Source organism: Paenibacillus sp. NPDC057967 (assembly GCF_042887015.1).
Classification (GTDB): Bacteria; Bacillota; Bacilli; order Paenibacillales; family Paenibacillaceae; genus Pristimantibacillus.
This window is the reverse complement of sequence record NZ_JBHVQB010000004.1, coordinates 436,185-449,154: the sequence shown is the minus strand read 5'-3', so window position 1 is coordinate 449,154 and position 12,970 is coordinate 436,185. Positions and strand designations below refer to the sequence as shown.

The 12,970-nt window shown below is 52.3% G+C and carries 12 protein-coding genes; all 12 read left to right on the top strand.

Annotation, left to right across the window (positions count from 1 at the left end):
• The first annotated feature begins 40 nt into the window (after positions 1-40).
• The 12 genes from deoB to ACFVSO_RS12525 all read left to right on the top strand — a co-directional run bounded on the left by deoB (position 41) and on the right by ACFVSO_RS12525 (position 12,150).
• A complete protein-coding gene (gene deoB / locus ACFVSO_RS12580) occupies positions 41-1,225 on the top strand; it encodes a phosphopentomutase (RefSeq protein WP_387473895.1) in 1,185 nt (394 codons plus the stop codon).
• Positions 1,226-1,384: 159 nt separating this feature from the next.
• Positions 1,385-2,209, top strand: a complete 825-nt coding sequence (locus tag ACFVSO_RS12575; RefSeq protein WP_387473892.1) for a purine-nucleoside phosphorylase — start codon at positions 1,385-1,387, stop codon at positions 2,207-2,209.
• Positions 2,210-2,318: 109 nt separating this feature from the next.
• Positions 2,319-2,489, top strand: a complete 171-nt coding sequence (locus tag ACFVSO_RS12570) for an aspartyl-phosphate phosphatase Spo0E family protein (RefSeq protein ID WP_387473889.1) — start codon at positions 2,319-2,321, stop codon at positions 2,487-2,489.
• Positions 2,490-2,520: 31 nt separating this feature from the next.
• Entirely contained in the window at positions 2,521-3,849 is a 1,329-nt protein-coding gene (locus tag ACFVSO_RS12565) for a pyrimidine-nucleoside phosphorylase (protein ID WP_387473886.1), read from the top strand.
• A gap of 230 nt (positions 3,850-4,079) precedes the next feature.
• Positions 4,080-5,732, top strand: coding sequence for a glycerol-3-phosphate dehydrogenase/oxidase (locus ACFVSO_RS12560; RefSeq protein WP_387473884.1), 1,653 nt, complete (start codon positions 4,080-4,082; stop codon positions 5,730-5,732).
• Complete coding sequence (locus ACFVSO_RS12555; RefSeq protein ID WP_387473881.1) at positions 5,729-6,517, top strand: HAD-IIA family hydrolase; 789 nt, start codon at positions 5,729-5,731, stop codon at positions 6,515-6,517. The genes ACFVSO_RS12560 and ACFVSO_RS12555 overlap by 4 nt, the downstream gene beginning before the upstream one ends.
• 104 nt (positions 6,518-6,621) lie before the next feature.
• Positions 6,622-7,347 (top strand): MgtC/SapB family protein, encoded by a 726-nt coding sequence (locus tag ACFVSO_RS12550; protein WP_387473878.1) that lies wholly within the window; start codon positions 6,622-6,624, stop codon positions 7,345-7,347.
• 216 nt (positions 7,348-7,563) lie between these two features.
• Positions 7,564-8,859: an ABC transporter substrate-binding protein gene (locus ACFVSO_RS12545; RefSeq protein WP_387473876.1), complete on the top strand. Its 1,296-nt coding sequence runs from the start codon at positions 7,564-7,566 to the stop codon at positions 8,857-8,859.
• A 137-nt stretch (positions 8,860-8,996) separates the two neighbouring features.
• Positions 8,997-9,878, top strand: a complete 882-nt coding sequence (locus ACFVSO_RS12540; RefSeq protein ID WP_387473873.1) for a carbohydrate ABC transporter permease — start codon at positions 8,997-8,999, stop codon at positions 9,876-9,878.
• Between the two features lie 19 nt (positions 9,879-9,897).
• Positions 9,898-10,710 carry a carbohydrate ABC transporter permease gene (locus tag ACFVSO_RS12535; protein ID WP_387473870.1) on the top strand — a complete coding sequence of 271 codons (813 nt, stop codon included), beginning with the start codon at positions 9,898-9,900 and terminating at the stop codon, positions 10,708-10,710.
• 9 nt (positions 10,711-10,719) lie between these two features.
• Positions 10,720-11,469, top strand: coding sequence for an MBL fold metallo-hydrolase (locus ACFVSO_RS12530; protein ID WP_387473867.1), 750 nt, complete (start codon positions 10,720-10,722; stop codon positions 11,467-11,469).
• Between the two features lie 75 nt (positions 11,470-11,544).
• A complete protein-coding gene (locus ACFVSO_RS12525; RefSeq protein WP_387473864.1) occupies positions 11,545-12,150 on the top strand; it encodes a glycerol-3-phosphate responsive antiterminator in 606 nt (201 codons plus the stop codon).
• The last annotated feature ends 820 nt before the right edge of the window (positions 12,151-12,970 follow it).

Genomic DNA, 12,970 nt, shown 5'->3' with positions numbered 1-12,970 from the left:
TATCGTACATAAAATCACAGTCAGAAAGTAGGTATACAACATGAAATTTGAACGTATAGCCGTTATTGTACTGGACAGTGTCGGAATCGGCGAGTTGCCCGATGCAGACCAATTCGGAGATATAGGATCACATACGCTTGGACATATCGCGGAGCGTGTAAGCAGCCTGGAACTGCCGCATCTGCGGCGCTGGGGACTGGACCGGATTGCTCCCATCGGAGATTGGAAGCCGGAGAGCGGTGCATCAGGCGCTATTTTCGGCAAGATGGCGGAAGTGTCTGTAGGGAAAGATACAATGACAGGTCACTGGGAGCTTATGGGCCTGAAGCTGACGGTTCCGTTCCAGACGTTCCCAGACGGATTCCCGCCGGAGCTGATTGGACCGTTCGAAGAGCGGACCGGTCGCAAGGTGATTGGCAACAAATCGTCAAGCGGAACGGAAATATTGGACGAGCTGGGCGAAGAGCAGATGAAGACTGGCGCATGGATCGTTTATACATCGGCGGATAGCGTGTTCCAAATCGCAGCACATGAGGATATTATTCCGCTGGAAGAGCTCTACCGCGCTTGCGAGATCGCACGCGAGCTGACGATGGACGATCGCTTCACGGTGGGCCGTGTCATTGCAAGGCCGTATCTCGGCGAGCCTGGCAGCTTCAAGCGTACGCCGAATCGCCATGACTATGCGGTGAAGCCGCCTCAGCCGACCGTACTTAGCGCTCTCAAGGACGGAGGCTTCGATACGATTGCCATCGGCAAGATTAATGATATCTTCGACGGGGAAGGCATATCGGAAGCGACTTCGACCAAAAGCAACGCAGACGGTATCCAGCGTACGCTGGATCGGCTTAAGGAGCCGTTCCGCGGATTGCTGTTCACGAATCTGGTTGACTTTGATTCCCTCTATGGACATCGCAGAGATCCGGAAGGGTATGCTAGGGCGCTGGAGGAGTTCGACCGCGCCGTACCTGAGCTTGAGAAGGTTATTGGCGAAAAGGATCTGCTCGTCGTAACGGCAGACCACGGCAACGACCCGACCCACCCTGGCACGGATCATACGCGTGAATATGTGCCGGTGCTGCTGTACAGCCCTGCCTTTAAGAAAACAGGCGAATTGCCGGTTCGGGAGACGTTCTCCGATTTGGGCGCGACAATCGCCGATAATTTCGGTGTGCAGGCGCCGCCAAACGGGACAAGCTTCTTGAATTTGCTGGAGACGAAGTAAGTTTTACTTCGTAAAACTTTAAGTCCATGCTTACGAAGTAAGTTTTACTTCGTAAAAATTTTAGGTCCATGCTTACGAAGTGAGTTTTACTTCGTAAAACTTTAAGCAAATCCTTACGAAGTAAGTTTTACTTCGTAAAACTTTTTAGGAGGAATAAACATGAATCAATTGACTGCGGCGCACATTAAGGAAGCTGCGGAGTACATACAACAACAAACAGCGGTTAAGCCGGAAATCGGCCTGATTATGGGCTCGGGGCTTGGCGTGCTGGGCGACCACATCGAAAACGCGACGGTTATTGCTTATAAGGACATCCCGCATTTTCCGATCTCGACCGTAGAAGGCCATGCAGGCGAGCTGCTGATTGGATCGCTCTCCGGACGCTCTGTTGTGCTGATGCGCGGCCGCTTCCATATGTATGAGGGCTACGGTCCTGAACTGACGGCATTCCCAGTCCGCGTCATGAAGGCGCTGGGCGTGCAATCCTTGCTTGTGACGAATGCAGCCGGCGGCATCAATCTGAACTTCGCTTCAGGCAATTTGATGCTGATCTCGGATCATCTGAACATGACGGGCAAAAACCCGCTGATCGGTCCCAACGATAATGCGCTTGGCGTTCGCTTCCCTGATATGTCGGAAGCCTACAGCAAGCGTCTGCGTGCCATTGCGCAGGAGGTTGCAGCCAGCCAAGGGATTGAAGTTCAGGAAGGCGTATACGCAGGCTTGCTTGGTCCGACATATGAGACCCCTGCCGAAATCCGCATGCTTCGCACATTAGGTGTGGATGCTGTCGGAATGTCGACCGTTGCCGAGGTGATTGCGGCCCGCCACTCGGGCATTGAAGTAGTCGGAATTTCCTGTATTAGCAACATGGCGTCCGGAATTCTGGATCAGCCCTTGTCCCATGAGGAAGTAATGGAAACAATCGAACGTGTCAAGTCCCAGTTCCTGGGTCTGGTGACAGCGTTAATTTCTAAAATGTAACAGTTTTTGTAACACAATTGTAACATTTAGCTCGACTCAATGTGACAGTTTTCCAAACGGGAATCGTCGTATAATGTCCATGATCAAAGAAAGATGGAGTGGACGAGCAATGGATAAGCAATTACTAATGCAACTGGAGCAGCTGCGCAATGCAATGGTTGAGACGGCAATCACGGAGAAAAACTTGCTGCACCGCGATGTGCTGGTGCTCAGCCAGTCGTTGGACGAGATTATTGTTCGGGTTCAGTCCGAGCAACGACTGCTCGCCCGTACGACGTAGTTGCGCCTGCTCATATTTGGAGGGAGCAGACATGCGGGTTGTTGATGTGATCCATAAGAAGCGCGACGGCGGCGAGCTGTCGTCTGAAGAAATCGGATTTTTGGTCCAAGGCTACAGCCGCGGCGAGATTCCCGATTATCAGATATCGGCGTGGGCAATGGCGGTCCTGTTCCGCGGGATGTCGTCTGCCGAGACGGCGGCTTTGACGCTGGCTATGGCTTCCTCAGGCGATCAAGTGGATTTGTCGCCGATTCACGGCATTAAAGTAGATAAGCACAGTACGGGCGGTGTTGGAGACAAGACGACTTTGATTATCGGGCCGCTTGTAGCCTCTGCCGGCGTTCCCGTAGCAAAGATGTCGGGACGCGGCCTTGGACATACAGGCGGTACAATCGATAAGCTGGAGGCCATTGATGGCTTTCACACGGAGCTGTCGCGCGAGGACTTTATCCGACAGGTGAATGATATCGGTCTGTCTGTCATTGGACAGAGCGGGAATCTGGCCCCTGCCGACAAGAAGCTGTATGCGCTGAGAGACGTTACAGGCACAGTAGAGTCTATTCCCCTCATAGCGAGCTCCGTAATGAGCAAGAAAATTGCGGCGGGCGCTGACGCGATCGTGCTGGATGTGAAGACGGGCAGCGGCGCTTTCATGAAGACGGTGGAGGATGCCGAGAAGCTGGCCAATGCAATGGTTGCCATTGGCTCGGAAGTCGGCAGACAGACGGCAGCCGTCATCAGCGATATGGATCAGCCGCTTGGCTTCGCGATTGGCAATGCGCTTGAGGTAGAGGAAGCGCTGGCTACGCTGAAGGGCCAAGGGCCGGATGATCTGACCGAACTGTGCCTGGCGCTTGGGGCACATATGGTCGTGCTTGGAGGCAAGGCATCCACTTTCGACGAAGCGAAGGAGCTGCTGCGAGGGAAGCTGGCCAGCGGCGAAGCTCTCGCCAAGTTCCGGGCATTCATTGAAGCCCAGGGCGGCGATGGCCGCATCGCCGATCAGCCGGAGCTTCTGCCCAAGGCCCCTTACACCATTGAAGTGCAAGCCCGGCAGTCCGGATATGTCAGCGTTATTGAGGCGGAACAGCTTGGCCTCGCAGCTATGATGCTGGGTGCTGGACGTGAAACCAAGGATTCCATAATCGATTATGCTGTTGGTCTAATCCTTCGGAAGAAGGTAGGCGACGAGGTGAAGGAAGGCGATACGCTTGCCATTCTGCATGTACGGAACAAGAATGAAGCGGCCGACCAAGTAGGCGATCGCGTGCTTGGCGCTTATACGATTGAGAATGCCAAGCCGGAGCTTCGCCCGTTGCTTCTGTCGGTTGTTACATCGGAGGGTATCACGCGTTTTTAGCATAAAAGGCATGTTGTTCGGATAACAGCCCTTCACTAGAAATAAGAGTAGACAGCCGGTCCGTCTCGGCATATAATGGATGTAATCATAGCTTAGCAGAGCGGTCGGAGAAAATGGAGAACCCTTTTGCAGAGTAAGCGCCAATTTGGCGTGTACTCTTTGCAGAAGGGTTTTTTGCATTTCCGGCGGTTCCTGCAATAGGACTGGGAGCAACCAAGGAGGAATGCACGATGAAAACCCTATTCTCGGCGAGGGAACGTGAGCGCTATCTGGAGCAAATGGCCGGGGAAGAGCTGGACCTGCTCATCATCGGAGGAGGCATTACAGGGGCTGGCATTGCTTGGGACGCAAGCATCAGGGGGATGAAGACAGGGCTGCTGGAGATGAACGATGTGGCATCGGGCACAAGCAGCCGTTCAACAAAGCTGATACATGGCGGTCTTCGTTATTTGAAGCAAGGCGAGGTCAATCTCGTCAGGGAGGTAGGCTCCGAGCGGGCGCTGCTGCATAAGAGCGCTCCACATCTGGTCGACCCGATTCCGATGCTGCTGCCGATCTACAAGAAGGGGACTTACGGCTATCTCGCCAGTGCCGTAGGCTTGTATATTTATGACTGGCTTGCAGGCGTAAAGAGAAGCGAGAGGCGTAAAATGTACAAAAGAGAACAGACGATGGCGCTGGAGCCATTGTTCAAGACGGACGGACTGAAGGGATCGGGCTACTATTACGAATATCGGACCGACGATGCGCGACTGACGGTAGAAGTGATGAAAAGTGCCCGGTCCAGAGGCGCGATTATTGCCAATCATGCGAAGGTAGAGCAATTCATCTACCGCAGAGGCAAGGTGGCAGGTGTCAAAGTACTCGATCTGGCGAGTGGCAATAGTTACGAAATTTATGCCAAAAAAATTGTCAATGCTGCCGGGCCATGGGTCGACGAAGTACGGAAGCGGGATAATTCGCTCCATGGCAAAAAGCTGCTTCTGACAAAAGGTGTCCATCTGGTCGTCGATTACAAAAAGCTGCCGATCCGGCAAGCAGCGTACTTCGATGTTCCGGGAGGACGAATGATTTTTGTCATCCCCCGCGGCGGCAAGACCTATATCGGCACGACCGATACCGTGTACAAAGGCGGGCTTGAAGAGCCGGGCATTACCGATGAGGATATGAACTATTTGGTGGATGCGGTCAATGCCGCCTTCCCGAGCGTCCGGCTGAAGAAGCGGGATGTGGAGACAGGCTGGTCCGGCCTGCGCCCGCTATTATGGGAAGAAGGCAAAAGTCCATCCGAAGTATCGCGCAAGGATGAGATCATCCTGTCGGATTCCGGTCTGATTACCATTGCCGGCGGGAAGCTGACGGGGTTCCGCAAGATGGCGGAGAAGGTCGTGGATCTGGCATCGAAGCAACTGCAGGATGAGAATGGCAACATCTATCCGCCGTGCACGACGGATAGGGAACCAATCAGCGGAGGTGCCAGTCCGGGTGCCAGCTACGAGCAAGCGATTGATGCCGCCATGCGATTTGGGGGGGATGCGGGACTGATCCGGGCGCAGATAGCGGATCTGGCCACGAGGTATGGCGCCAATACGATAGACGTCTTGAAGGCTGCACTTAGCGCTCAAGATTATTCGGCGAAAAAAGACCAGCTGCTCTATGGCGAAATTCTCTATTGCATCGATCATGAGCTGACGCTGAACGCTGTTGATTTTCTGCTGCGGCGTACGGGCTGGCTGCTCTTTGATTGGAAGCGGGCGGATGATGCTCGTAATCAGGTCGTTGATATGATGGCTTCTATCATGGGCTGGAGTGAGCCTGAGTCACGAAGGCAGCATATGCTCATTGAGGACCAGATAAAAGAAGTATGGAGGAGCCGCGCATGAGAAACCTTCAACAATACTCAGCCTATATTTTCGACCTGGACGGAACCATCTATCTTGGGAGCGACCCCATCGACGGGGCCGTAGAGACGATACAGCGGCTGCAGTCGCTCGGGAAGAAGCTGCTATTCTTGACGAACAAAACGATCGACTCACGCGAGGCGTATTTGCGCAAGCTGCATGGCTTTGGCCTTTCGGTTACGCTGGAGGAGATTCTGAATCCGGCACTCGTCACTATTCATTACTTGAAGCGGCATCATCCCGGCGTGAAGGCGTATGTCATCGGCGAGGATATATTGAAAGACGAGTTAAGAGACAACGGCATCGTATTCGCGGATACACCGGATGAGACAGGGGTTGTCGTTATCTCTTGGGACCGTAACTTCCACTATGACCATCTGGACTTTGCCTATCAAGCGATCAAGCGCGGCGCCAGCGTCATAGCGACCCACCCTGACCGTACGTGTCCGATGCCTGGGGGAGAGATTCCGGATTGCGGGGCGATGATTGGCGCGATCGAAGGCGCATCCGGCATCAAGGTAGATATCGTCATGGGCAAACCTTCGTCGCTGACGACCGAGACGGCGCTTCACCTCTTGAATGTAGAAGCAAAGGATTGCTTAATGACGGGTGATCGTCTGGAGACCGATATCCGTATGGGTCAGATGGCTGGAATGGGCACGGCGCTTGTATTGACCGGCGTGACGGGAGCTGATGACTGGAAAGGGTCTGATGTGAAACCGACTTACGTGCTTCAATCGGTATGGGAGATTGGGCAGGCTGGCTAATAGAGCTGGCTAGCGATGACAGAATTCGGATGAGGGACATCCGAAGGATGTGATCCGCGATTTCTTTGAAGTGAAGTTATGAAATGAGGAGACGAGGGTTTGCGATGTTCGAAATTTCGTTGAATACGGACACCATGCTGCTGCGGCTTCTGCTTGCCGCCCTGCTCGGAGGCATCATCGGATGGGAGAGGGAGAGACGGAGGAAGCAGGCCGGGCTTAAGACGCATTTGCTCGTCGCGGTAGGAGCTGCCCTAATTATGCTTACTTCTATCTACGGCTTCGACAGCGATCTGATCAATCATCCCAATGCCAGATTCGATCCTGCGCGACTGTCGGCACAAGTGGTCAGCGGCATCGGATTTCTTGGCGCAGGCGCCATATTGCGGCGCTCCAATCATGTCATCTCCGGTTTGACGACGGCGGCTACGCTATGGGTCGCGGCGGCGATCGGATTAAGTGTCGGCTCAGGCTTCTACTGGCCTGCCGTTGTGACGACTGTGCTTGTCCTGCTCAGTACGCTGGTACTGAACAAGTTCGAATCGAAGTTCCTGTTTATCAAAAAGGCGGGCACTCTGAAAATCGTCATTGATACCGGCGATAGCCCCATCGAAATCCATCGGATTACCTCCTTGCTGGAGAAGTCGAACATGTCGGTCGAGCAGTTGAGCGTCATGAACGGGGGGGATGCAGACGAGCAGGGAAGCACCTCCTGTACGATGGAATTTCGCGTCCATTCCTTTAATGCAAAGGGAATTAATTCGCTTTTCCAACAGTTGTGGCAAGTGGAAGGCATCAAGCAAGTCCGCATGAACTGGAGAGAACGCGAATAGAGGAAACAATCATGAAAGCGCAAACAAAATGTAAAAATATTTCTTGTCAAATTCGTGAACCGCATGTAAAATGTACATGTACAATTGAAAATGCCGGGCGGAGATGATGAGAAGCCCTTTGCATAACGAACTGCTTTCGTATGTTTGAAAGCGTTTTAATGCAGAGGACTTCTCTCTTGTTTTTTATCCGGCGAAAATGACATAGGGGGATTCCGAATGAAGAAGCTGGCATTATTGATCCTTGTATTTGCATTTATCATCTCGGCATGCAGCAACGGTAATTCATCCGGCGGCAAAGGAAACGACGGGGGGGACGGACCGGTTAAGCTCCAGTTTTACTTCCCGGTAGCGGTTGGCGGCCCGATCACCAAACTGATTGACCAGCTCGCCAAAGACTTCGAGAGAGAAAACGAAAATATTAGCGTTATGCCGATCTACGGAGGCAGCTATCAGGATACGATGACCAAAGTGGCAACAGCCGTGCAGGGCAACAACTCGCCGGATATGGCCGTGCTCCTGTCGACGGATCTGTACACGCTTCTCTCGATGAATGCGATCGAGGATCTGACGCCTCGCTTCTCGCAAGATTATTTCAACGGGTTCTACGAAGCTTTCCTTGGCAACACCAAGTCGGGAGATCAAGTATGGAGCGTTCCGTTCCAACGGAGCACCATCGTCCTGTATTACAACAAAGATAAATTCCGCGAAGCGGGTCTTGACCCGGAGAAAGCGCCAGCCACTTGGGAAGAGCTGCGTGAGTATGCCGCCAAGCTGACGAAGACGGATGGCTCACAGTGGGGCATCGAAATTCCAAGCACCGGTTATCAATACTGGATGCTGCAAGCGCTGTCACTACAATCGGGCGAAAACATCATGTCGAACGACGGCAAGCAAGTTCACTTCAACAAGCCGCATGTCGAGGAGTCGCTGCAATTCTATATGGATTTGGGGCAGAAGGATAAAGTGATGCCATCCGGAACGATTGAATGGGCGACCGTACCTTCCGACTTCATCAGCGGGAAGGCGGCTATGATGTTCCACACGACTGGCAATCTGACGAAGGTGAAAAACGAAGCTGCTTTCGACTTCGGCGTAGCGTTCCTGCCGGCTAACAAACAATACGGTTCCCCGACAGGCGGAGGCAACCTGTATGTATTCAAGGATATCCCGGAGCGGAACAAGGAAGCAGCGGTTAAATTTATCGAGTTCCTGACACAGCCGGAGCGAGTTGCGCAGTGGTCAATCGATACCGGCTATGTCGGCACGACGAAGGCGTCCTACGAGACGGAAGCGCTCAAGCAATATGTTGCGGACTTCCCTGAGGCAGCCGTAGCGCGCGACCAACTGGAGTTCGCCGATAGTGAACTTTCCACGTACCAGAACGGCCAAGTGACGAAGATCTTTAACGATAATATCCAGGCTGCGCTGCTCGGCACGCTAAGCGCCAAGGAAGCGCTGGCGAAGTCGCAGGAGCAGGCGGAGGGAATCTTGAAGCCGTTCCAGTCCAAATAAAATAGAGATTAGGCCAGAGACCATTGAGAGCCGCGACAAGCATCCGAATGCTTTCAATTGGTGAAAGCGCGTTCATGCATGCTCGCGGCTCTTGTGCTGTCATTAAACCTTCTTCAAGGTGGAAACGGGTGATAAACATGACACGAAGATTTTCGATCAACTGGAAAGAGAACGCATTTGCTTATGCCCTTCTGCTTCCATCCTTAGTGTTTTTGGTGATGTTTACCTTTTATCCGACATTCAAATCGATCTATCTCAGCTTCTTCAGCTCCACCTTCGGAGCGCAGAGCTTTGTCGGATTCGATCAATATGCCAGGGTGCTGCAGGATGAAGTGTTTTTCAAGGTTATTAAAAACAATCTGATTCTCGTTATCGGTACAGTACCCACAAGCCTGCTGCTAGCCATCTATATGGCAATCTGGGTGAACAACAAAATGAGGGGTAACGGCTTTCTGAGAGCTTCGTTCTTCTATCCGACGCTAATCCCGATGATCTGTATCGCGAACATCTGGCTGTTCATCTACACGCCGGATTACGGCTTGCTGGACAAATTTCTGTCCCTGTTCGGCATCGATGGAGCCAACTGGCTGGGCGAACCGGGCTGGGTCATGTATGCCATGATCCTGATGCTGATCTGGAAGGAAGCCGGATTTTTTATGATTTTTTATTTGGCTGGTTTGCAAAACTTGCCGGGCGATGTGTATGAGGCTGCGAAGATTGAAGGGGCGAAGCCGTTCCATGTTTTCCGCAAAATTACGTTCCCGCTCATTATGCCAACTACGCTGTTCTGTATGATCGTCGCCACGACGAATGCCTTCAAGCTGGTCGACCATCTGTACATCATGACCAAAGGCGGGCCGGACAATGCCAGCAACCTGCTGCTGTTCTTCCTCTACGAGACGGCATTCAGCTTCTGGGATATGGGCGCAGCGTCCGTATTGACCGTCGTGCTGCTCGTCATTTTACTGGGGATCTCAATCTTCAACTACGCTTATCTGGATAAGCGCATCCACTACTAGGGAAGGGGAGTGCAGGTACATGTATCGCGTAATCAATCGAACTATCATTGTATTGCTGGGCATTCTCTTTATTATGCCGCTAGTGTGGACGATATTGACTTCGTTTACGCCATCGATCGAAGTTATCACGCGCATGAATCCGTTTTCGGTGAAAAATCCGACGTTCGGCAACTATTTGGCGGCATGGGAGACCATCCCGTTCCTGCAATATTACTGGAACACAATTGTGATCGTCTTAGGCATTCTGGCAGTTCAGATGATCACGGTTACGCTTGCGGCTTACGCATTTGCCAGGCTGACGTTCATCGGTTCCGGCGTAATTTTTATCGTATTTCTGGTGCAGATCATGATTCCGCCTGATATTCTGATCTTCCCGAACTATGCCATTATGAAAGAGCTGAACTTGATCGACTCCAAGCTGGCGATCATGCTGCCGTATTGGGCATCCTCCTTCGGTGTCTTCTTGCTTCGCCAGACATTCAAGCAAATTCCGGTGGATCTGGATGATGCGACGAAAGTGGACGGCTGCAAATGGTGGCAGACGCTGTTCTACGTCTATCTGCCTTCGGCGAAGCCGACTTATGTCGCCTTCGGCTTGATCTCCGTCAGTACACACTGGAGCAACTTCATGTGGCCGCTGATCGTCACCAACTCAGTGGAGTCGAGACCGCTGACGGTCGGCATAGCAATCTTCGCCCAGTCGTTCGAGACCGGGGCGCAATGGGGGACGGTAACTGCCGCGACAGTCCTTGTCATTCTGCCTTTGCTGGCTGCGTTCTTCTTCTTCCAGAGACAGTTCGTCGACAGCTTCATGCATTCCGGATTGAAGTAGGCGGACGCGATGGAAATTGTATTCATGGGTACGGCATGTGCGGCAGCCGGACGGGATCGGGACAATACATCGCTGCTGCTGCGCGGCGGCAGCAGCAGTACGATGATCGACATTGGCGGGAATCCGCTAGGCAAATTGAAGAAGCTGGGCATGGGGACGGGCGAGGTGGCCAGGCTGGTGCTGACGCATCGGCATATTGACCATATCTACGGACTTCCCTCCTTGCTGTGGGGGATGTGGCTGGATGGGCGAGCGAAGCCGCTTGATATCTATTGCGATCATGGGGACCGGAAGTGGCTGGAGGACTGGATCTGCAAGCTGGGTATGACTGACTGGCCCGCCAGCTTCGAAACGGTCATTCGAACGTATGCATGGGAGCAGCCTTCTGTACTGATCAGCGACTCGGATATGGTGCTGTCCGTCTTTCCCGGCAGGCATGCGGTGCCGACAGTTGGCATCAAAGTGGAGCATCATGGACGAGTGGCGGTATATTCCTCCGATACGGAGCTGAACCCTGCGATCAAAGCGATGAACCATATAGATCTGCTTATTCATGAAGCGACGACGGCAAGAGTTCCGCTGGCATCTCACAGCAGCTTGCAGGAGATCATTCAATATTATGATTGGACGGCGATTCGCCGGCTCGCGCTGGTGCATCTGACCGACAGCGAGCCTTATGACGAGGTGTTCGCCGAAGTGACGCCCTATATCCGCTCACGGATGAAGCTGGCGCAGGATTTGGAGAGCGAGCTGCTGTAACGATTGAGCAGCATTTGCTGTTGATTGAACCGGAGACATGGAGATAGCGTTGAATCAACGATGAGGTGATGAGAGATGAGAAAAGATCATGACGGTGCCAGAAGAATGGCGTATTTTTTGAAGCGTAAGCCGATTATTACATCCCTGATGAACGAGGAAGAGCTGCAACCCGTGCTGGAGACCAGCTCTAGCGTGGTGTTTATTTTGAAGACGGATATATTTAGAATCGATGCGATCGTCGAGGGGATCAGGGACGCCGGCAAGCTGTCCTTCGTCCACTTCGATCTCATTGACGGGATCGGCAAGGACAAGACAGGCGTTGCTTATTTGGCCGAGAAGGTGGGTATTGACGGCATTGTGACGACCAAAAACAACATTATAGCCGAAGCCAAAAAGCTGGGTTTGCTGACGGTTCAGCGCCTGTTCGTCTTCGATTCCGTCTCGCTCGAGAATGGAATCAGGATGACGAAAGCATCAGAGCCTGATGCAATTGAGGTGCTCCCTGGCATGGTGTGCCCTCGTATTATGGGGCGCATTCGCGCCGAGCTGGACATACCGATAATTGCCGGTGGCTTGATGGTGGATATGCAGGATTACGAACTGGCGCTGAAGAGCGGGGTCATCGGCATATCGACCTCCAGCAAGGAACTGTGGCGTTGGCAGGATCAGCATATGGGCTGAGCAGGCTATAAGTTTGACTATTGTTCGGCAAGGTCATGCAGCCAGAGCAGCAGAGATGCCGATGCTGTTATAGAGAAGCGATCCAGGCTTTTTGTCTATGTTGTTGCGAAGGTGCTTAAGTGAAATAACAGAAATTGAAGAAAGTAAGGTTAAGCTGGCGCATAGGCGCTGGCTTTTTTGTTATTTTCATTGATTTGTTTTGCAGATGACAAGTTTCGTCAGCAAATGTTCTTTATGATCCTCAGCAAGCCAGTAGCGTGAAGCTTCTCTTGTTATTTAGGATTTGTTAGCTACTAGTTTTACTATTTTGTAGCGAGATTCCTGAATGAGCTAGGGAGGCGCTCGGGTGGGAAATAAGTCGGTAGAATCGACTGAATGAGCTAGGGAGGCGACCAGGTGATAAATAGGTCGGTGATATCGGCTTAATTGGTCTGTTAGCGTTCAACTGGAGGCATAGGTCGGTTTGAGCGACTTAAATGAGTCAGTGAGGCAGGTAAAGCGGGAATATGCCTGTGAAATCGACTTAAAACGCTTTGTGAGACGCTTAATGGTTAATAGGTCGGTTTGAGCGACTTAAATGATATAACCTTTGAAAGGCTCCGTTTCCAGATAGCGACGGGGATGACCTCTCTCAAGCACGCGCTGCCATTCGAGTATTTCTTTTCATCTTATCCGCTCCCTTCAAACCACGCGCTTAATAGTTGCAGAAAGTGAAAATCAGCACGTTTTTTACAATTGAATCCATTCACGAAATGCTCCGCCAAGGAATAATTTCCAGCGATAGCGTCAACACTGGAAAGGAAAATAGTGCCGTATTGCA

Excerpts from the sequence above, each read along its gene's own strand:
- ACFVSO_RS12525 (WP_387473864.1), top strand. The coding sequence starts at position 11,545 with ATGAGAAAAGATCATGACGGTGCCAGAAGAATGGCGTATTTTTTGAAG.
- ACFVSO_RS12555 (WP_387473881.1), top strand. The coding sequence starts at position 5,729 with ATGAGAAACCTTCAACAATACTCAGCCTATATTTTCGACCTGGACGGA.
- ACFVSO_RS12560 (WP_387473884.1), top strand. The coding sequence starts at position 4,080 with ATGAAAACCCTATTCTCGGCGAGGGAACGTGAGCGCTATCTGGAGCAA.
- ACFVSO_RS12570 (WP_387473889.1), top strand. The coding sequence starts at position 2,319 with ATGGATAAGCAATTACTAATGCAACTGGAGCAGCTGCGCAATGCAATG.
- ACFVSO_RS12575 (WP_387473892.1), top strand. The coding sequence starts at position 1,385 with ATGAATCAATTGACTGCGGCGCACATTAAGGAAGCTGCGGAGTACATA.
- ACFVSO_RS12535 (WP_387473870.1), top strand. The coding sequence starts at position 9,898 with ATGTATCGCGTAATCAATCGAACTATCATTGTATTGCTGGGCATTCTC.
- ACFVSO_RS12565 (WP_387473886.1), top strand. The coding sequence starts at position 2,521 with ATGCGGGTTGTTGATGTGATCCATAAGAAGCGCGACGGCGGCGAGCTG.
- ACFVSO_RS12550 (WP_387473878.1), top strand. The coding sequence starts at position 6,622 with ATGTTCGAAATTTCGTTGAATACGGACACCATGCTGCTGCGGCTTCTG.
- ACFVSO_RS12540 (WP_387473873.1), top strand. The coding sequence starts at position 8,997 with ATGACACGAAGATTTTCGATCAACTGGAAAGAGAACGCATTTGCTTAT.
- ACFVSO_RS12545 (WP_387473876.1), top strand. The coding sequence starts at position 7,564 with ATGAAGAAGCTGGCATTATTGATCCTTGTATTTGCATTTATCATCTCG.
- deoB (WP_387473895.1), top strand. The coding sequence starts at position 41 with ATGAAATTTGAACGTATAGCCGTTATTGTACTGGACAGTGTCGGAATC.
- ACFVSO_RS12530 (WP_387473867.1), top strand. The coding sequence starts at position 10,720 with ATGGAAATTGTATTCATGGGTACGGCATGTGCGGCAGCCGGACGGGAT.